Consider the following 17,507-nt stretch of genomic DNA (forward strand, 5'->3'; position numbering starts at 1 on the left):
CTAGGGTTTCCGCGTGGCAGACAACTGGGTGGAGAGCCTTGCCGATGATCTTCAGCGCTGGGCGGACGGCCGCGCCGACGCCGACGACGGGCCGATAGACGATCTGGCCGACCTGCGGCGGGTCGACGTGCAGGGAGCGTTGCTGCTCCTGGACCTGGCCAGGGAGGAGCTGCGGCTCACCGCCCCGGCCGACCTCACCCCGGAGCGGCTCAGGGAGCTGCTGCTCGACGTCTTCCCGGACGAGGTCGTGGCCGGGGCCGACGAGGTGCCCGCGATCCTGGCGACCGCCGGCACGCTGCTGGAGTTCCTCGGCGAGTCCGGTGCGGTCCCGGCCGGGCAGGCTGCCGCGCTGCGCGCCGAGCTCGACCGGCTGGCGCCGGAGTTCGCCGAGCTCGTCGCGCGGACCGACACCACCGAACGGCAGGCCGCCGCGGAGGTGATCACCGCGATGATGGTGGCCGACAGGGTCTCCCTCGACGACCAGGACGCGGTCGAGGAATGGGTGCGGGCCTTCGAGGCTCTGCCCGAGGACGAACGCTACGCCCGCACCGAGGAGTACCTGCGCCAGGCGGAGGAGCTCGTCGTGCCGCCCGTACGCCTGGCGCCGGAGGCCGAGCTCGCCGCCGCCGCCCGCGCGTCCACGCTGACCTCCCAGGTCCGCGCGCTCGCCGAGTGGGCGGCGGGCCGGCCCGTCACCGAGTTCGGCGACCTCGGCGGCGACGACGCCGCGGCGGCCGTGGCCGCCCTCGGCCTGGAGACCCCGCGGCGGGCGCCGGACGCCCCCGTCCAGGACCAGTCCGACCTGCCCGAGCTCGACCGGCTCTGGTGGGCCGCGACCGAGGCCGAGGTGCTCAAGACGGTCGGCGGCGTGGCCGAGGCCGGCCCCTCGCTTCCCGAGCTCCTGGCGGGCGACGACGAGACGGTCCTCGGCCTCTGGCTGCGGCTGTTCGACGCGGTCGCGGTGCCCGAGCACGAGGGCGAGGACGGCCTCGACGCGATCGAGCTGGTGCAGAACGAGCTCACCGGCGTCCTCATCCACCTGTACGAGCAGGAGGCGCCCTCGTCCGCCAAGGTCCTGGCCGACGTCCTGATCGAGCACGTCACGGCGGCGTACGAGCTCTCCGACGGGCACGCGGTGGCCACGGCCGCCCGGCAGGCCCTCGACTGGGAGCTCGCCGATCTCGCAGGCTGGGGTGCCCTCGAAGTGGCCGGTGACGGCTACGCGCTCACGCCGCTCGGTGTCTGGGCCGTACGCGAGCTGCTGGTCGCCGACGGCTTCGTGGCCCCGGTGGTCGGCGATCTCGCCGAGTCCACCGCCGCGGACCTGGTCGCCGGGCTGGCCTGGCACCGGCAGGACACCGCCGACGAGGAGATCGCCGGCTGGCTGGCCGGCCGGGAGGCCGAGCCCGCCGCGGCCGAGCTGCTGGAGGTCATGCGCAACGGCGGCCCGGGCGCCCGCAACCTCGCGGCGGCCGTGCTGCACCGGATGGACGCGGAGATCGCCCAGCAGGTGCGGGACGCCGCCGACCACCCGCTGGTGGGCCCGTACGCGGCGGTGTGGCTCAACCAGAAGACCGGCGCGCCGATGGAGCTGGAGCGCCGTGAGTTCGCCTGGATGTTCGTCGACACGGTCGCGGGCATGCTGGAGACCACCGAGCCCGCGGAGGCGGTGGCCGCCGCCCTGGCAGGCGCGCCCGCCGAGGTCGAGCTCGACGCCATGATCGACGAGATGTGGCGCTGCGACCACCCCGACACCCCCGAGGTGCTTGCGGCCCTGGGCGACCACGTGCCGGACCGGGCCGTCGCCAAGGCGGCCCGCAAGGCGGCGTACAAGGCCCGCTCGGGTCGGGGCGGTGCCTGAGGTCTCCGTAGACTGGTCGGGTAGGTCCCACTGAACGCACGTGCAGGAAACGGAGTCCCCGTTGGCCGTCAAGCCCATCCGCCTCTTCGGCGACCCTGTGCTTCGCACCCCGGCCGAGCCGGTGAAGGACTTCGACAAGGAGCTGCGCCAGCTCGTGAAGGACCTCACCGACACGATGATCGACGCGCCCGGGGCGGGTCTGGCCGCGCCGCAGCTCGGCGTGAGCCTGCGGGTGTTCACCTACTACGTCGACGACCGGCTCGGCCATGTGGTCAATCCCACGCTCGACCTGTCGGAGGAGCAGCAGGACGGCGAGGAGGGCTGCCTGTCCCTGCCCGGGCTGAGCTTCCCCACGCCCCGCGCCTACCGCGCGGTCGCCAAGGGCTTCAACATGCACGGTGAGCCGATCACGCTGGAGGGCACTGACCTGCTCGCCCGCTGCGTCCAGCACGAGACCGACCACCTGGACGGGATCATCTTCATCGACCGCATGGACCCCGAGCAGCGCAAGGCCGCGATGAAGGCCATCCGCGAGGCTGAGTGGTTCGGCGACCCGGCGCCGGTCGTCAAGGAGTCGCCGCACCGCACGTTCGGGAAGGCACTCTGACGTTGAGACTGGTCTTCGCAGGGACGCCCGAGACCGCCGTGCCGTCGCTGGAGGCGCTGCTGGGGTCAGGGCACGAGGTGGCCGCCGTGGTCACCCGGCCCGACGCGCCGTCCGGGCGCGGCCGCAGGCTGGTCGCCAGTCCGGTGGCGCGGCGCGCCGAGGAGGCCGGGGTCGAGGTCCTCAAGCCCGCCAAGGCGAGCGACCCGGCGTTCCTCGACCGGCTGCGGGCCATCGCGCCCGACTGCTGCCCGGTCGTGGCGTACGGCGCGCTGCTGCGGCCCGCCGCGCTGGAGATCCCGCGGCACGGCTGGGTCAACCTGCACTTCTCGCTGCTGCCCGCCTGGCGCGGCGCCGCTCCGGTCCAGCACGCGATCCTGCACGGCGACGACGTCACCGGCGCGGCCACCTTCCAGATCGAGGAGGGTCTGGACACCGGACCGGTCTACGGCGTGCTGACCGAGCCGATCCTGCCCGCCGACACCACCGGCGACCTGCTCGGCCGCCTGGCGGTCGCGGGCGCCACGCTGCTCCTCGACACCATGAACGGCATCGAGGCGGGCGTTCTCGCGGCCCGGCCGCAGCCCGAGGAGGGCGTCTCGTACGCCGCCAAGCTCACGCCCGAGGACGCCCGGGTCGACTGGACCGCGCCCGCGATGCGCGTCGACCGGCTCGTCCGCGCGTGCACGCCGGCGCCGGGCGCCTGGACCACGCTGCGCGGCGAGCGGGTCAAGCTCGGCCCGGTCCGGCCCGCGCCGGACGCGCCGCCGCTGGCGCCCGGCGAGCTGCGCGCGGGCAAGAAGGAGGTCCTCGTCGGCACCGGCACCCATCCGGTCGTTCTCGGCGAGCTCCAGCCGCCCGGCAAGCGCCGCATGAACGCCGTGGACTGGACCCGCGGCCACCCGCTCACCGACGAGGATCGTTTCAGCTGATGCCGCCCACCCGAAACCGCCGCGGTGACCGCGACCGGAACCGCAGGCCCGGTACGCCGCGCCGCACCGGCCGGCCCGAGGACCTCGTCCGCCGCACCGCGTTCGACGTCATCCGCGCCGTGGAGACCCGCGACGCGTACGCCAACCTGCTGCTGCCGACCCGCCTGCGCGAACGCGGGCTCACCGGCCGCGACGCCGCGCTGGCGACCGAGCTGACGTACGGCACGCTGCGCGGCCGTGGCACCTACGACGCCGTGCTGGCCCTGTGCAGCGACCGTGAGCTGCGCCGCGTCGACGGCCCGCTGCTCGACGTGCTGCGGCTAGGAGCCCACCAGCTGCTCGCCACCAGGATTCCCGCGCACGCCGCGGTGGCCACGGCCGTCGAGCTGGCACGGTCGGTCTCCGGCCCGGGGCAGGCCAAGTTCGCCAACGCGGTGCTGCGCAAGGTGGCCACCCGCGACCTCGACGGCTGGCTCACGATCGTCGCGCCCGAGGGCGGCAACCCGACCGAACGGCTGTCGATCGCCCACAGCCACCCGCGCTGGATCGTCTCGGCCCTCCGCGACGCGCTCGGCCCGGACTCCGGGGAGATCGACGCGCTGCTCGCCGCCGACAACGCCCGGCCGCAGGTGACGCTCGTCGCCCGGCCGGGCCGCGCCACGCCGGAGGAGCTGTACGAGGCGGGCGCGGAGCCGGCGGCCTACTCGCCCTATGCCGCGCTGCTGCCCGAGGGCGACCCGGCGGCCATTCCCGCCGTGCGCGAGGGCAGAGCGGCCGTGCAGGACGAGGCGAGCCAGCTCGTCGCGCTGGCGCTGGCCGCCGCGCCCCTGGACGGCCGCGACGGCCGCTGGGCCGATCTGTGCGCCGGTCCCGGAGGCAAGGCCGGACTGCTGTCGGCCGTCGCCGCCGGCCGCGACGCCCGGCTGCTGGCCGCCGACGTCCAGCCGCACCGGGCCGGGCTCGTCCAGCGCTCCGTGACCGGCGGCACCGGGGTGATCGTCGCCGACGGCACCGCTCCGGCGTGGCGGCCCGGCTCGTTCGACCGCGTCCTCCTCGACGTGCCCTGCACCGGCCTGGGCGCGCTGCGGCGCCGGCCGGAGGCGCGCTGGCGGCGCGGTCCCGGCTCGGTGGCCGAGCTCGGCCCGCTCCAGCGCGGGCTGCTGGCGAGCGCGCTGGAGTCCGTCCGCCCGGGCGGGGTGGTCGCCTACGTGACCTGCTCGCCGCACCTGGCCGAGACCCGCGTCGTCGTGGACGACGTCCTGCGCGGCCGTGCCGACGTCGAACGGCTCGACACGCCGTCGGTGCTCCGCGAGGTCTCACCCGGCCTCGACGGGATCGGTGAGGGGCCGTACGCCCAGCTGTGGCCGCACCGGCATGGCACCGACGCCATGTTCCTGGCCCTGCTCCGCAGGACCTGACGTTTCGTCATCCCGCCGCAAAGCCTGGTATGGCCGCCTCATAAACGTTCGCTCCCTGGGTAGCCTCGTTGATCCGACGGACGCGGACCTGACGTTGGGGGATCTTGGTGCTGACCGGATTCATGCAGCTGATCTCGTTCATCGGGAGCGCGGTGTTCTACCTGCCGCTGCTGGTGCTCGTCTTCTGGTGCGTGGACGCCCGGCTGGGCGCCCGGCTCGCGGTGATCATGTCGGCGAGCTCGGTGATCAACACCGTGCTCAAGGTGACCTTCCACGAGCCGCGCCCGTTCTGGACCGATCCGTCGATCACCGGGCACGAGTCACGGCACTCCTTCGGCATGCCGTCCGGGCACGCGCAGAGCGCGGCGGTCTTCTACGGCTTCCTGGGCATCCGGTGGCCCCGTCCCCTGGTGTGGGCGGGCGCGGCGCTGATGGTGGTGCTGATCGGCCTGTCCCGCGTCCACCTCGGCGTGCACTCGATCTGGCAGGTCCTGGCGGGCTGGGCCATCGGCGGGGTGATCGTGGTCCTCGCGTTCTGGCTGGGGCCGTTCGTGGTGTCGCGGTGGGCACGCCAGCCGATCGCCCTGCAGCTCGCGCTCAGCCTCGCCGTGTCGCTGCTCTGCCTGGCGGCCTCCTGGACGGCCGTACGGTCGCTGGGCGGCTGGCAGTGGCCCGACACCTGGGCCAGGGCGATCGTCGAGGCCGGCGGCACCGCCGAACCTGTGACGCACTACGAGGGAGCGGCCGCGGCCGGTGGGCTCTTCGGCATTCTCGCCGGCCTGTCCTGGACGGGGTGGCGGGGCTGGTTCGAGGCCGGGGGAGAGGTGTGGCGGCGGCTGGCACGGATCCCGGTCGGCGTGTCCGGCGTGCTGGCGATCTACGGGGCGGGGCTCTTCCTCGGGACGACCGACCCGCTCGCCGGGTTCGTCGTGCAGGGCCTGCTCGGCCTGTGGGTGGCGGCGGGCGCCCCGGAGGCGTTCGTGCGGCTGCGCCTGACGACCCGTGCCCCCCGCGTTCTCACCCGGCCGGGTGAGGAGCTCTCGCAACTGCCGCAATAGACTCGGAGGATCATGGCTGCGCAGATCTCACCCAGCATCCTGTCCGCCGACTTCGCCAAGCTGGCCGACGACGTCGCGCTCATCGCCGACGCCGCCGACTGGGTGCACGTCGACGTGATGGACAACCACTTCGTGCCCAACCTGACGCTCGGCCTGCCGGTCGTCGAGGCGCTGCTCAAGCACAGCGCGCTGCCGCTCGACTGCCATCTCATGATCGAGGACCCCGACCGCTGGGCCCCGCAGTACGCCGAGGCCGGGGCCGGCAGCGTCACCATCCACGTCGAGGCCGCCAAGGCGCCGGTCCGCACGCTGCGGACGATCCGGGCGGCGGGGGCGCGCGCCGGGCTCGGCATCAACCCGGCCACCCCGGTCGAGCCCTACGAGGACCTCCTCGGCGAGATCGACATGCTGCTGCTGATGACGGTCGAGCCGGGCTTCGGCGGCCAGAGGTTCCTCGACGTGGTGCTGCCCAAGGTGCGCCGCGCCCGAGAGATGATCAAGGGCCGTGACCTGCCGGTGTGGCTGCAGGTGGACGGCGGCGTGAGCGCCGAGACGATCGAACGGTGCGCCGACGCGGGCGCGGACGTGTTCGTCGCGGGCAACGCCGTCTACGGGAGCGGCGACCCGGCCGAGGCGGTGCGGGCGCTGCGCGGCAAGGCCGAGCACGCCACCTCCGGCGCCGCCTGGTCGCGGTGACCGCGGTCCCGTGCGCGGCGGTCCTGTTCGACACCGACGGGACGCTGGTCGACTCCACGCCGCTGATCGAACGGGCGGCACGTGCCTGGGCGGGCGCCTACGGCATCGATCCGGACGAGTTCCTCGCCGGCGCGCACGGCCGCCGGACCAGTGACCGGATCGCCGAGTTCCTGTCGCCAGGCGAGGTGCGCGCGGCCACCGAACGGCTGGACGGCCTGGAGGCCGAGCTCCTCGCCGAGGGCGGCGTGGTGGCGCTGCCGGGCGTGCCGGCCCTCCTGAACTCGATGAACGGCCTGCCCTGGGCCATCGTGACGTCGATGGACACCGGCCAGCTGAGGGCGCGCACCCGGGTCGCGGGCGTGCCGCTGCCCGAGGTCGTCGTGACCGCCGACGAGGTCACCCGCGGCAAGCCCGACCCGGAGGGCTATCTCCTGGCCGCCCATCGGCTGGGCGTCCGGGCGGGGGACTGCGTGGTGGTGGAGGACGCCCCGGCGGGCATTCGCGCGGGCAAGCAGGCCGGTGCCACGGTCATCGCCGTCACCACGAGCCACGCGCCCGGTGAACTCGCCGAGGCCGATCTGGTGATCCCCGACCTGGCGGGCGTCACCGCCACCAAGACCGGCCTGCTCCTCCCCACGACCGCCTGACCCACCCGGCCCCGCCCCGCGGATCTCAGAGCCGGGGGCAGCTTCCGTGCCAGCCGTCCGGCATGAGCGCCTTGAGCAGGTCGCGCAGAGCCGCCTGGTCGCGTTCGGGCAGATCGAAGACCGCGTCGGCCGCGCTGGCGTTCTCGGCGAGGAGGGCGGCCCGCCTGCGCTGCCCCTCCTCGGTCAGCACGAGGTGTTTGACGCGCCTGTCGGCGGGGTCGGGCCGGCGCGTGACCAGGCCGCGCTGCTCCAGGCCGTCCACGATGCCGGTGACGTTCGAGGCGTCGCAGGCGAGGATCTCGGCCAGGTCGCGCATGCGGGCGGAACCGTGCACCGAGATGAGCGCCTGCGCCTGCGCGGGCGGCAGCTCCAGCGCGGCGGCGGCGCGGGTGAAGCCTTCGCGCAGCCGCCCGGCGACCTGGAAGACGAGCTCCACGAGCTCATGGCTGATCGGGGCGGGGTCGTCGGGCGTGGCGTGCATGCCTTCGATCATAGGCAGCGGTTGGTGGCGTCGAATGTTGAGGTCCTCAAGTATTTCCCTTATGCTCCTCAATGGTTGAGATGCTCAACAATGATCCACCTCAAGGAGTGTGGCATGGTCACGGAGACTCTTGGCACCGGGGCGCGCGTGCGCGCGCGGGGAATCGCGGTGGCGGCGACGGTGGTCGCGACGATGGCGGTATGGGCGGTCGCCGCGCTGGCGTTCGGACAGGACGACCTGGTCGTCCGGCAGCCGGGCAAGGAGGCGATGGAGCTCGGAGCCGGGCAGGTGCTCTTCTTCTCGCTGGTCCCGGCCCTGCTCGGCTGGGCTTTCCTCGCCGTGCTGGAACGGTTCGCCCCGGCGATGGCCCGGGTCGTCTGGACGGTCGTGGCCTCCGTCATCCTGGTGCTCTCGCTCGTGCCGGTCCTGCAGGTCGAGGCCGCGGACGGAACGAAGGTCACCCTCGCTCTGTTGCATCTGGTGGTCGGAGCGGTCCTCATCCCAGGCTTCTGGCGTACGGGCACGAAGTGACGCGGGGCGGTGGCCCGGCGCGTGGCCGGGTCACCGTCGCTTGGCGTGCGGTCAGAAGAGCGGGCCGACGAGATTGAGCCCGGGATTGGCGTCCGACGCGTACAGGACGAAGAACCCGAGCGCGCCGCCCGCCAGCGAGATGTCCTTGTTGAACTGGATCATTTCCATCTGGCGTGCCTCGGCGTTGCTCTGCCTCCAGAAGTCGTGGAAGAGAACCGCCGTCAGCACCAGGAACAGGGCCAGCGCCAGGGCGGCGAGGTCGGGCCAGATGCCCAGGATGAGCATGACCGCGGCCACGCCGATGTAGACGCCGGAGGCCTGCACCGCGAGTTTGGGCTGCGGCAGCTTCTTGCTGGCCGCATAGCCCGCCATGGCGTCGGCGGTCGTCAGGTGGCCCACCGCGGAGCCGAGGAAGACGACCGCGAACAGGATGCGGGCGATCAGTGCGATGACGTCCATGATGCCTCCCAGAGGATCATCGTGTGGCCGTCGTACCCAGGCTCCAAGATCGTTGAACGCCGGAAGTTGAAGCTTGAATCAAAGTTGCCGAGCGAAGCTCGTCGTTTGAATGGTGGTGGGTGGGGCTGGAGGGCTGGCGTTAACCTAACGAGCGCTTGGTTGGCCGCATGTGGCCGTGGGCATTTTCACATACGGCCGGGAATGCGAGACGTGGCACACTGGTTGGCAGCAGTGAAACGCGTGCTCCGGGGTCGGTGAAATTCCGAACCGGCGGTGACAGTCCGCGACCCGGCCGAAGCCATCGGCCGGTTGACCCGGTGGAACTCCGGGACCGACGGTTAGAGTCCGGATGGGAGGCAGCGCGCTGCACGCCCCTGTCCGCAGGGGTGTGCCGTCTTTCCCGTACGTCCCCGGAGCCCTCATGCACAGGCATTTGAGGAGGCCCGGGAGATGTTCACCGGCATCGTCGAGGAGCTCGGCGAGATCGAGTCCATCGAGACTGTCGCGGATTCGGTCACGCTGACGATCCGCGGCCCGCTCGTCACCGAGGACGCCGTGCACGGCGCCTCGATCGCCGTCAACGGCGTCTGTCTCACCGTCGTGGACGTGAAGGACGGGTCGTTCACCGCCGACGTCATCCAGGAGACCCTCGACAAGTCCAGCCTCGGCGCGCTCGAGCCCGGCTCGCGCGTCAACCTCGAACGCCCCGTACGCCTGGCCGACCGGCTCGGCGGCCACCTCGTCCAGGGCCACGTCGACGGCGTCGGCGAGATCATCTCCCGGGAGCCGGGCGAGCGCTGGGACGTGGTCACGTTCTCGCTGCCCGCCCACCTGAGCCGCTACCTGGTCGACAAGGGCTCGATCACCGTCGACGGCATCAGCCTCACCGTGGTCGAGGCGGGCGCCGACCGCTTCAGCGTCGCGCTCATCCCCACCACGCTGTCGCTCACCACGCTCGGCCACAAGAAGCCCGGCGATCCGGTCAACCTTGAGGTCGACGTGGTCGCCAAGTACGTGGAGCGGATGTTCGGCGAGCGCCCGCGGCTTGGCGGCGTGGCATGAACTGGCTGAACGCGGGCTTCGAGCTCTTCGGCGAGCACATCCTCTGGACCGATCTCATCGGCAACGTGCTCTCGCTCGCCGTGGTCTGGCTCGCCATGCGCAAGACCATCTGGACCTGGCCGGTGCAGATCACCGGCGCGCTCCTCCTGCTGGCCGCCTCGCTCCACGCGGCCGCCCCGGGCAACGCCTTCAAGCAGGTCCTGTTCATCGTGCTGGCCTCGTACGGCTGGAGCAACTGGACGCGGCGGCAGCGCGCCGACAGCGGCTTCGTCGTGCGCCGGGCGACCGCGACCGAGCGCCTGGTCCTGCTCGCCGCGCTGGCGATCGGCACCACGGTCGTCGCGCAGCTGTTCATCCACCTCGACTGGCTCAAGGTCGCCTGGTCGCCGTGGGCGAACGCCTACATCTTCGTCGGGAGCGCGGTCGCGACGTTCGCCCAGAGCCGCGCCCTGGTCGACTTCTGGATCATCTGGGTGCTCGTGGACCTGGTCGGGGTGCCGCTGGCGCTCAAGTCGGGGCTGTACGTCTCGGCGGCGGTCTACGGGATCTTCTTCGTCATGGTGATGGCAGGGTTCCGCAACTGGCTCCGGGAGTCCCGGGACCGGCAGCAGGCGGGCCCACGGAACAAGGCGGTGACCGCATGAGCGGCAGCGACAGTGTGATCAGTGACAACGACCTCGGCCTCGACGCCGGTGAGGCGCCCGGCGAGGCCTCCCGCGACAACGGCATCTTCGACTCGATCGAGGCCGCGATCGCCGACATCGCGGCCGGTAAGCCGGTCGTGGTGGTCGACGACGAGGACCGCGAGAACGAGGGCGACATCATCTTCGCGGCGGCCAAGTCGACGCCCGAGCTCCTCGCGTTCACCATCCGCTACACCAGCGGAGTGATCTGCGTGCCGATGGAGGGCGCCGACCTCGACCGGCTGCAGATCCCCCTCATGACCGCGCAGAACAACGAGCGGATGCGCACCGCCTACACGATCAGCGTGGACGCCCGCGACGGCGTGTCCACGGGGATCTCGGCGGCCGACCGCGCCAAGACGATCCGTACGCTGTGCGACTCGGCGACGGAACCGTACGAGCTGGTCCGGCCCGGCCACATCTTCCCGCTGCGCTACCACCCGGGCGGCGTGCTGCGCCGCCGCGGCCACACCGAGGCCTCGGTCGACCTCGCCCGGCTGGCCGGCCTGCACCCGTCGGGCGTGCTGGCCGAGGTGGTCAACGACGACGGGACCATGGCACGCCTGCCCGAGCTGCAGGTGTTCGCCAAGGAGCACGGCCTCAAGCTGGTCTCGATCGAGCAGCTCGTCGAATATCGCAGGCGCACCGAGTCGATGGTCCAGCGGGTCGTCGAGACGCGGCTGCCCAACCGCTTCGGCATGTGGCGCGCGGTGGGCTTCTCCAGCGCCATCGACGGCGGCGAGCACGTCGCCATGGTCTACGGCGACCTGGGCGACGGCGAGGACGTGCTGATCCGCGCCCACTCCGAGTGCCTCACCGGCGATGTCCTGCACTCCGAGCGCTGCGACTGCGGCACCCAGCTCGACGCGGCCATGGAACGTATCAGCGCCGAGGGCCGCGGCGTCGTCCTCTACCTGCGCGGGCACGAGGGCCGGGGGATCGGCCTGCTGGCCAAGCTGCGGGCGTACGCGCTGCAGGACAACGGCTCCGACACCGTGGACGCCAACCTGGAGCTCGGCCTGCCCGCCGACGCCCGCGAGTACTCCAATGCCGCCCAGATGCTGCTCGACCTCGGCGTACGCTCGATCCGGGTGCTCACCAACAACCCGGCCAAGATGCGGGGCCTGGCGGGCTTCGGGCTGGAGGTCCGGGGGCGCGAGCCCATGCCGGTCGTGGTGACCGCGCACAACCGCCGCTACCTGACGGTCAAGCGGGACCGTCTCGGACACGAGATCGAGGGCCTCATATGAGCGGAGCAGGACGTCCCGAGGACCGTACCGTCGACGCCGGGGGCCTGACGCTCGGCATCGCCTGCACCCGCTGGCACGGGCAGATCACCGACAGGCTGCTGGAACGCGCGCTGGACGCCGCCAAGACGTGCGGCGTCGCCGAGCCCGTCGCGGTACGCGTCGCGGGCGCCCTGGAGCTGTCGGTCGTGGCCCAGCAGCTGGCACGCGAGCTCGACGCGGTCGTCGTCCTCGGCGCGGTGATCCGGGGCGAGACCGCCCATTTCGACTATGTGTGCGACTCGGTCACGGCCGGTGTGACCCGCGTCGCGCTCGACGAGGCGACTCCGGTGGGCAACGGGGTGCTCACATGTGACACCATTGAGCAGGCACTGGACCGCAGCGGGCTGCCGGACAGCCATGAAGACAAGGGATGGGAGGCGACTGTGGCCGCACTCGACACGGCTCTGACCCTGCGAGGTCTGCGGCATCACGGTCACGCCGGGCATGGCGCGGAGCATCTGAGCTCCTGATCTCCCGGACTCCCGTACGACATCCCATCGAAAGGCTTCACCGTGCTGTCTCTCGTTCTGCCCAAGGGATCTCTGGAAAAGGCGACCCTCGAACTCTTCGACGCCGCCGACCTGACCGTCCGCCGCTCATCGGACCGCGACTACCGCGCCCAGATCGACGACCCGCGCATCGACCGGGTGCGCGTGCTGCGCCCGCAGGAGATCCCGACGTACCTGGAGCAGGGTCTGTTCGACCTCGGCATCACCGGCCGTGACTGGATCACCGAGACCGACTCCGACGTGGTGAGCCTCGGCGAGCTGAAGTACTCCAAGGCCACCGCCAACCCGGTCCGCGTGATCATGGCGGTGCCCCACGACGCGCCCTGGCAGACGGTGTCCGACCTGCCCGAGGGCGTGCGGATCTCCACCGAGTTCCCGGCCATGACCAAGCGCTTCCTGGACCGCCACGGCGTCAAGGCCAAGGTCGTCCCCTCCTACGGCGCCACCGAGGCCAAGGTGCCCGACATCGTCGATGTGATCGTCGACCTGACCGAGACCGGCTCGTCGCTGCGCAAGAACGGCCTGCGCATCCTCGACACGCTGCTCACCAGCTACACCGAGCTGGTCGCCAACCGCGACGCCTACGAGGACGCCGACAAGCGCGCCGCGATGGAGGACATCGCCCTCCTGCTCCAAGGCGCCATCCGCGCCCGCGGCAACGTGCTCCTCAAGCTGAACGTCGCGTCCGCCGACCTCCAGGCCGTTCTCGACATCATGCCCGCTATGGCCTCGCCCACGGTCACCTCGCTGGCGGGCGGCGAGTCCAGCGCGGTGGAGAGCGTGGTCGCCAAGCGCGGCGTCAACACGCTGATCCCGGCGCTCAAGGCCGCCGGCGCCCACGACATCCTCGAGATCCCGATTTCTAAGATCGTTGACTGACGTACCGGCTCTCCCGACCGTGTGGCGCCCCCGCACCACCCGGCTCGTCGCCTACGCCACGGCGGGCGCGATCGTGCTCGGCATGATCGTGCTCGCCGTGGTGGTGGCGCCCCAGTTCAAGGTGTTCGACCGCGTCCTGATGGTCGCGTTCGGCCTGTTCGTCGCGTGGATCCTGCACATGCTGGCCCGCTGCCGGGTGGCCGCCGACGAGTCCGGCCTGACGGTCGTCAACGCCTTCCGCACCCGCCGGCTGGAGTGGCCCGAGGTCGTCGACGTGACCATGTCGGTCGGCGAACCGTGGCCGACCCTAGACCTGGCCGACGGCACCTCACTCGGCGCCATGGGCATCAACGGCGCCGAAAAGACCCTGGCCGCCCGCCAGCTGACCGAGCTCCAGACCCTAGTCCGCCAACGAGGCGAAGCCCCCGACCCGCAATAACCCAAACACCCCGATCCCGCCGGGCCGTACCGTGTTCGGCATGATCGATACGGCTGTGTGGCTGCCCGGAAGGTAGAGCCCTGCGTAACATGACCTAGGGCTTGTGCTTCCCTGAAGGGGTTCCGTTCCGTCAGCACGATGAAGCAGAAAGTGACGACATGGGTGCCGCATCGCTGCCAGACTGGGTCATCCCCCCGCCGGGCGGTTTCACCGCCGACGAGTTCCTGAAGATGCGTGAGCTTCCCCGGCACACGGAGCTGATCGACGGAAGCCTCGTCTTCGTGAGCCCACAAACAAAGTGGCACACTCGCGTGCTTCACATGCTCACCGCCGAGCTGGACCGGCAGGCACCCGAACGCCTGAGAGCCGACCGAGAAATGGCGGTTCGGCTGGCCAAGCGGCAGGTGCCCGAGCCGGACGTCCTGGTGGTCACCGCCGAGGCGTTCGAACGGGATGATCCGTCCACTTACTACCTCCCTGACGATCTCGTGCTGGTCATCGAGGCGGTCTCACCGGATTCGGAGGAACGTGATCGGGATAACAAGCCACGCAAGTACGCGGCGGCGGGGATCCGGCACTTCTGGCGCGTCGAGACCGACGAAGGTCGCACTGTCGTCTACGCGTACGAACGCGACCCGGCTACCGGCTGCTATGGCCTGACCGGTATCCACCATGATCGCCTTAAGGTCTCGGTGCCCTTCGACATCGAGATCGATCTCAACGCGGTCGGCCGCCGCTAGCCTGAGATCTCTCGCACAGCGGACTCCAGCTCAGCCCGTGCGCCGCCAGACCACGGCCGCCACGCTTGCGGCGGTGCCGCGTGCGCAGGTGCCGCCGCCGGTACGGGCGGGGGCGCTGAGCGATGGCGTCAGTCGATGTTGGCGCCGGGGGGTACGGGGGCGACCTTGAGGACGCCCGTGGTGCGGACGCCGAAGCCCCAGTTGAGCATCCTCATGGCGTCGGTGAAGCGGACCTGCTCCTTGGTCGCCGAGCTGTTGAGGACCACGCCGATGAGGGTGCGCTTGCCGCGCCGGGCGGCGAACATCAGCGAGTAGCCGGCCAGGTCGGTCTTGCCGGTCTTGATACCGATGGTGCCGCGGTAGGAGCTCAGCAGCCGGTTGGTGTTGGTCCAGCGGTACGCGCCGTGCCCGCCGCCCGCCCGCAGCGTGAAGGACTTCCGGGCCACGATCGCGCGGAACTCCCTGTTCTTCATCGCGTGGTGGGCGAGCTTGATCTGGTCGCGGGCCGTCGAACCGGTCGCGGTCCCGGTCGGCCAGGGGAGGCCGTCGAAGTTGGCGTACTTCGTGCGGGTCATCCTGAGCTGGCGGGCCGTCTTGTTCATCTTCGCGACGAAGCCCTTCCAGCCGGGGCCGTAGGCGTCGGCGAGGACGTAGGCGGCGTCGCAGCCGGACGGCAGCATCATCGCGTTCAGGAGCTGGCGCACCGTGAGCTTGTCGCCCACCCGCAGCCAGGCGCGGGTGGCGTCGGTCTTCCTGACGTAGTCGACGTGCTTCTTCCTGACCGTGATCTTCCGGTCGAGCCGGCCGGCGCGGATGACGACCATGGCGGTCATGACCTTGGTGAGGCTGGCGATGGGGCGGCGGGTGTCGGCCGCGCGGCTCCAGCGGGTCTTCCGGGTGCCGCTGTCGAAGAGATAGGCCGACTTGGCGGCGACCCCGCGCGGCCCGGCGGCGGTGGAGGCGGGCGGGGGAGCCGGCGCGGCCTGCGCGGTGACCGGGATGGTGACGAGCGGCGCGGTCACCACGGCCGCGATCGTGGTGCGCGTTGTCCAGCGTGCGGTCATGACATCCCCGTTCACATAGGCCCCGTTGGTGGCGAAAGGAGACTGCCAGCCCGTGATCCGCCGGCGCAAGGGAATGATCAAACTCGCGGGAGAACGGTCAGGCGGTGAGCACGGTCGCGGCCCCGGCGCCGATGAGCGCCACCGCCCACACCCGGTCGAGGTCGAACCAGGCCCGGCGCAGGATCGCCAGGCCGACGATCTCGTACACCGCGACCGCGATCGCCCCCGCGACGGCGAACATCGCGAGCGTGTGCACGCCCGTGACGAAGACGCCCGCGGACAAGCCGCCGGCCGTGCCGTGCCGGTGTGCGGACGGCGCGGTGGTGAGGACGGGCACGAGCATGAGCCCGGCTCCGTGCACCGAGGACATGAGGAACGACCAGCCCGCGAGCTGCCAGAGCGACAGGCGCATGCCGACCCAGCGGAAGTGCCGCCGCGACAGCAGCCGCCACAGGCCGAAGCCCACCAGGAGGACGCCTCCGGCGATGGCCAGCACCTGCGTGGCGACCACCGACCGGGTCAGCGACACCAGCACGGCCACCACGCCGACGGACGCCGCGTGCCCGGCGGCGATGGCGGGCAGCGACTGCAGGACCAGCGCGCGGCTGCGTTCCTGGAGCCCGCGCGCGACCGCGAAGAGCCAGCCCATGCCGGGGTTGAGCCCGTGGAACGCGCCCAGCGCCAGCAGGGCCGCGAGCGACCCCTGCGTCACGGATAGCAGTAGGAGTCGGAGGAGGCGTCACCGCCCTGCAGCCGCGTCTGGTGCGGGCGCAGGCCGCGGAAGGCGTCGCCGTGCGGGAAGAACCGTTCGTCGAACGCGAGGCCCTCCGGCGTCGAGTCGAGCTTGGCCATCCAGGCGCCCACGCCGTCCGGGTAGAACTGGTCGTCCCATGAGCCGTACAGCGAGTTGGTCACGTACACCCGGGTGCCGTCGCGGCTGACCTCCACCATCTGCGGGCCGCCCGACAGCGGCACGTCCGGCGCGGCGGGGTGCGGGGTCCGGCCGGCGATGCCGCCGATACGGACCGAGCCGGCCTCGACCGGGGCGAACGGGTCGCTCACGTCGTAGCGCCTGAGCTCCCCGGTGCCCCAGCACGACACGTACAACCACTGGTCGTCCACCGACAGGTCGATGTCGGTGACCAGCGGCGGCACCGCGCCGAAGGGCCGGACGACCGGCGGCAGCGTCTCCGGGTCGGCCACGGGCTCGGCCGGGATCGAGATGACCTTCTTCGCCGCCCAGGCGTCGCCGTCGCGGTGCCAGACCCAGACCGAGGCCGACAGGTCCTCGACGCTGACCACCACGCCGACGAAGCCGTAGAGCTTCGTCGGGTCGTGGGCCGGGCGCAGCTCCAGCGCCATCTGGTGCTCGTCGCCGAGGTCCACGGTCTGGACGTGCCTGCGCTTGCGCAGATCCCAGAAGTGCAGCGCGTGCCCGTACTTGCGGCCGAGCAGCAGATCAGCGACCACGCCGTCCTCGACCATCGAGGGCGTGCCCCACTCCGAGGTCACCAGCACGTCGTGCGCGATGTGCCACCAGGCGTCGTAGGCGAAGTACTGCGGGCCGCGGTCGACCTCCCACCGGCCGAGCACCTCGAACGAGGTGTGGTCGAGCAGCGCGATCCCGCCCGGCCCGTCCGCTCCGCCGGCGCCGCCCAGTGCCGTCACGTAGAGCCCGGCCGGGCCGCAGTGCACGGTGTGCGGGCGCGAGTAACCGGCGCGTTTGGCGAGCTCCTCGGCCTCCAGGGTCTTCACCAGCTCGGGCTTGTACGGGTCGTTCTTGGTGTCGAAGACGTGGATCCGTGAGGAGCGCAGTCCCGGCACGATGAGATAACGGCGTTCGACGTGCGGATGCGGGGCGTACGGGCACAGCGCGCTGCTGCAGGCGTTCCAGCCGAAGTGGTGCAGCTCGTCACCCGTTCCGGGCAGGTCGGTCCAGCCGACGACCTCGCCGAAGGCGGCCGAATCCGGATCGACGTCCAGCACCGCGATGGCGTCGGGCCTGGCAGCGGCGCGGTCGAACGCGGCGACGTAGGCGAGCTTCTCGGGGGGCGCGGAGACGGCGTCGCGCGGCGAGGCGTAGAAGGTGGGATCGGGCTTCCAGAGTGCCATGATTCCTCCCGGTATCTCATGCATCGTTGTGCCTCGCCGTGAC

20 protein-coding genes and 1 riboswitch are annotated in these 17,507 nt (G+C 71.6%); of the genes, 15 read left to right on the forward strand and 5 right to left on the reverse strand.

The window, feature by feature from the left end; genetic code table 11:
- The first annotated feature begins 13 nt into the window (after positions 1 to 13).
- The 7 genes from ABD333_RS04535 to ABD333_RS04565 all read left to right on the forward strand — a co-directional run bounded on the left by ABD333_RS04535 (position 14) and on the right by ABD333_RS04565 (position 7,216).
- Positions 14 to 1,861, forward strand: a complete 1,848-nt coding sequence (locus tag ABD333_RS04535) for a hypothetical protein (protein ID WP_344537918.1) — start codon at positions 14 to 16, stop codon at positions 1,859 to 1,861.
- A 61-nt stretch (positions 1,862 to 1,922) separates the two neighbouring features.
- The gene (gene def / locus ABD333_RS04540) at positions 1,923 to 2,468 is read left to right on the forward strand and encodes a peptide deformylase (RefSeq protein ID WP_344537920.1); all 546 of its coding nucleotides are present in this window, start codon (positions 1,923 to 1,925) and stop codon (positions 2,466 to 2,468) included.
- Positions 2,469 to 2,470: 2 nt separating this feature from the next.
- Complete coding sequence (gene fmt / locus ABD333_RS04545; protein WP_344537922.1) at positions 2,471 to 3,397, forward strand: methionyl-tRNA formyltransferase; 927 nt, start codon at positions 2,471 to 2,473, stop codon at positions 3,395 to 3,397.
- Positions 3,397 to 4,815, forward strand: coding sequence for an RsmB/NOP family class I SAM-dependent RNA methyltransferase (locus tag ABD333_RS04550; RefSeq protein WP_344537924.1), 1,419 nt, complete (start codon positions 3,397 to 3,399; stop codon positions 4,813 to 4,815). Before fmt ends, ABD333_RS04550 begins: the two co-directional genes overlap by 1 nt.
- Positions 4,816 to 4,922: 107 nt before the next feature.
- A complete protein-coding gene (locus tag ABD333_RS04555) occupies positions 4,923 to 5,873 on the forward strand; it encodes a phosphatase PAP2 family protein (RefSeq protein WP_344537926.1) in 951 nt (316 codons plus the stop codon).
- A gap of 12 nt (positions 5,874 to 5,885) precedes the next feature.
- Positions 5,886 to 6,569, forward strand: a complete 684-nt coding sequence (gene rpe, locus ABD333_RS04560) for a ribulose-phosphate 3-epimerase (protein WP_344537927.1) — start codon at positions 5,886 to 5,888, stop codon at positions 6,567 to 6,569.
- The gene (locus ABD333_RS04565; protein ID WP_344537929.1) at positions 6,566 to 7,216 is read left to right on the forward strand and encodes an HAD-IA family hydrolase; all 651 of its coding nucleotides are present in this window, start codon (positions 6,566 to 6,568) and stop codon (positions 7,214 to 7,216) included. The genes rpe and ABD333_RS04565 overlap by 4 nt, the downstream gene beginning before the upstream one ends.
- A gap of 25 nt (positions 7,217 to 7,241) precedes the next feature.
- Here ABD333_RS04565 and ABD333_RS04570 read toward each other — a convergent pair whose 3' ends face one another.
- Positions 7,242 to 7,697 (reverse strand): MarR family winged helix-turn-helix transcriptional regulator, encoded by a 456-nt coding sequence (locus ABD333_RS04570; protein ID WP_344537930.1) that lies wholly within the window; start codon positions 7,695 to 7,697, stop codon positions 7,242 to 7,244.
- 114 nt (positions 7,698 to 7,811) lie between these two features.
- Between ABD333_RS04570 and ABD333_RS04575 the strand changes: the two genes are divergently transcribed.
- On the forward strand, positions 7,812 to 8,228 hold the full coding sequence (locus ABD333_RS04575) for a DUF6069 family protein (RefSeq protein ID WP_344537932.1): 417 nt from the start codon (positions 7,812 to 7,814) through the stop codon (positions 8,226 to 8,228).
- A 51-nt stretch (positions 8,229 to 8,279) separates the two neighbouring features.
- On the opposite strand, the gene ABD333_RS04580 is transcribed toward ABD333_RS04575, so the two are convergent.
- Complete coding sequence (locus ABD333_RS04580; protein WP_344537933.1) at positions 8,280 to 8,687, reverse strand: DoxX family protein; 408 nt, start codon at positions 8,685 to 8,687, stop codon at positions 8,280 to 8,282.
- Positions 8,688 to 8,923: 236 nt separating this feature from the next.
- A riboswitch (FMN riboswitch) is annotated at positions 8,924 to 9,054 on the forward strand.
- A gap of 83 nt (positions 9,055 to 9,137) precedes the next feature.
- Between ABD333_RS04580 and ABD333_RS04585 the strand changes: the two genes are divergently transcribed.
- From ABD333_RS04585 to ABD333_RS04615, 7 genes are all read left to right on the forward strand, one after another.
- Positions 9,138 to 9,749, forward strand: a complete 612-nt coding sequence (locus tag ABD333_RS04585) for a riboflavin synthase (RefSeq protein ID WP_344537935.1) — start codon at positions 9,138 to 9,140, stop codon at positions 9,747 to 9,749.
- The gene (locus ABD333_RS04590; protein ID WP_344537937.1) at positions 9,746 to 10,393 is read left to right on the forward strand and encodes a nicotinamide mononucleotide transporter family protein; all 648 of its coding nucleotides are present in this window, start codon (positions 9,746 to 9,748) and stop codon (positions 10,391 to 10,393) included. The genes ABD333_RS04585 and ABD333_RS04590 overlap by 4 nt, the downstream gene beginning before the upstream one ends.
- A complete protein-coding gene (locus ABD333_RS04595) occupies positions 10,390 to 11,682 on the forward strand; it encodes a bifunctional 3,4-dihydroxy-2-butanone-4-phosphate synthase/GTP cyclohydrolase II (protein WP_344537938.1) in 1,293 nt (430 codons plus the stop codon). The genes ABD333_RS04590 and ABD333_RS04595 overlap by 4 nt, the downstream gene beginning before the upstream one ends.
- Entirely contained in the window at positions 11,679 to 12,191 is a 513-nt protein-coding gene (gene ribH, locus ABD333_RS04600) for a 6,7-dimethyl-8-ribityllumazine synthase (protein WP_344537940.1), read from the forward strand. The genes ABD333_RS04595 and ribH overlap by 4 nt, the downstream gene beginning before the upstream one ends.
- 42 nt (positions 12,192 to 12,233) lie before the next feature.
- On the forward strand, positions 12,234 to 13,109 hold the full coding sequence (hisG, locus tag ABD333_RS04605; protein ID WP_344537941.1) for an ATP phosphoribosyltransferase: 876 nt from the start codon (positions 12,234 to 12,236) through the stop codon (positions 13,107 to 13,109).
- The gene (locus ABD333_RS04610) at positions 13,102 to 13,548 is read left to right on the forward strand and encodes a PH domain-containing protein (RefSeq protein ID WP_344537942.1); all 447 of its coding nucleotides are present in this window, start codon (positions 13,102 to 13,104) and stop codon (positions 13,546 to 13,548) included. Before hisG ends, ABD333_RS04610 begins: the two co-directional genes overlap by 8 nt.
- 158 nt (positions 13,549 to 13,706) lie before the next feature.
- Entirely contained in the window at positions 13,707 to 14,288 is a 582-nt protein-coding gene (locus ABD333_RS04615) for a Uma2 family endonuclease (RefSeq protein ID WP_344538844.1), read from the forward strand.
- Between the two features lie 128 nt (positions 14,289 to 14,416).
- Here ABD333_RS04615 and ABD333_RS04620 read toward each other — a convergent pair whose 3' ends face one another.
- From ABD333_RS04620 to ABD333_RS04630, 3 genes are all read right to left on the reverse strand, one after another.
- A complete protein-coding gene (locus ABD333_RS04620) occupies positions 14,417 to 15,352 on the reverse strand; it encodes a D-alanyl-D-alanine carboxypeptidase family protein (RefSeq protein WP_344537943.1) in 936 nt (311 codons plus the stop codon).
- 97 nt (positions 15,353 to 15,449) lie between these two features.
- Positions 15,450 to 16,064, reverse strand: a complete 615-nt coding sequence (locus ABD333_RS04625; RefSeq protein ID WP_344537944.1) for a hypothetical protein — start codon at positions 16,062 to 16,064, stop codon at positions 15,450 to 15,452.
- Complete coding sequence (locus tag ABD333_RS04630; protein WP_344537946.1) at positions 16,061 to 17,464, reverse strand: selenium-binding protein SBP56-related protein; 1,404 nt, start codon at positions 17,462 to 17,464, stop codon at positions 16,061 to 16,063. Before ABD333_RS04630 ends, ABD333_RS04625 begins: the two co-directional genes overlap by 4 nt.
- Positions 17,465 to 17,507: the final 43 nt, after the last annotated feature.

Origin of the sequence: Actinomadura fulvescens, from assembly GCF_039533225.1 — a bacterium.
Classification (GTDB): domain Bacteria; phylum Actinomycetota; class Actinomycetes; order Streptosporangiales; family Streptosporangiaceae; genus Spirillospora; species Spirillospora fulvescens.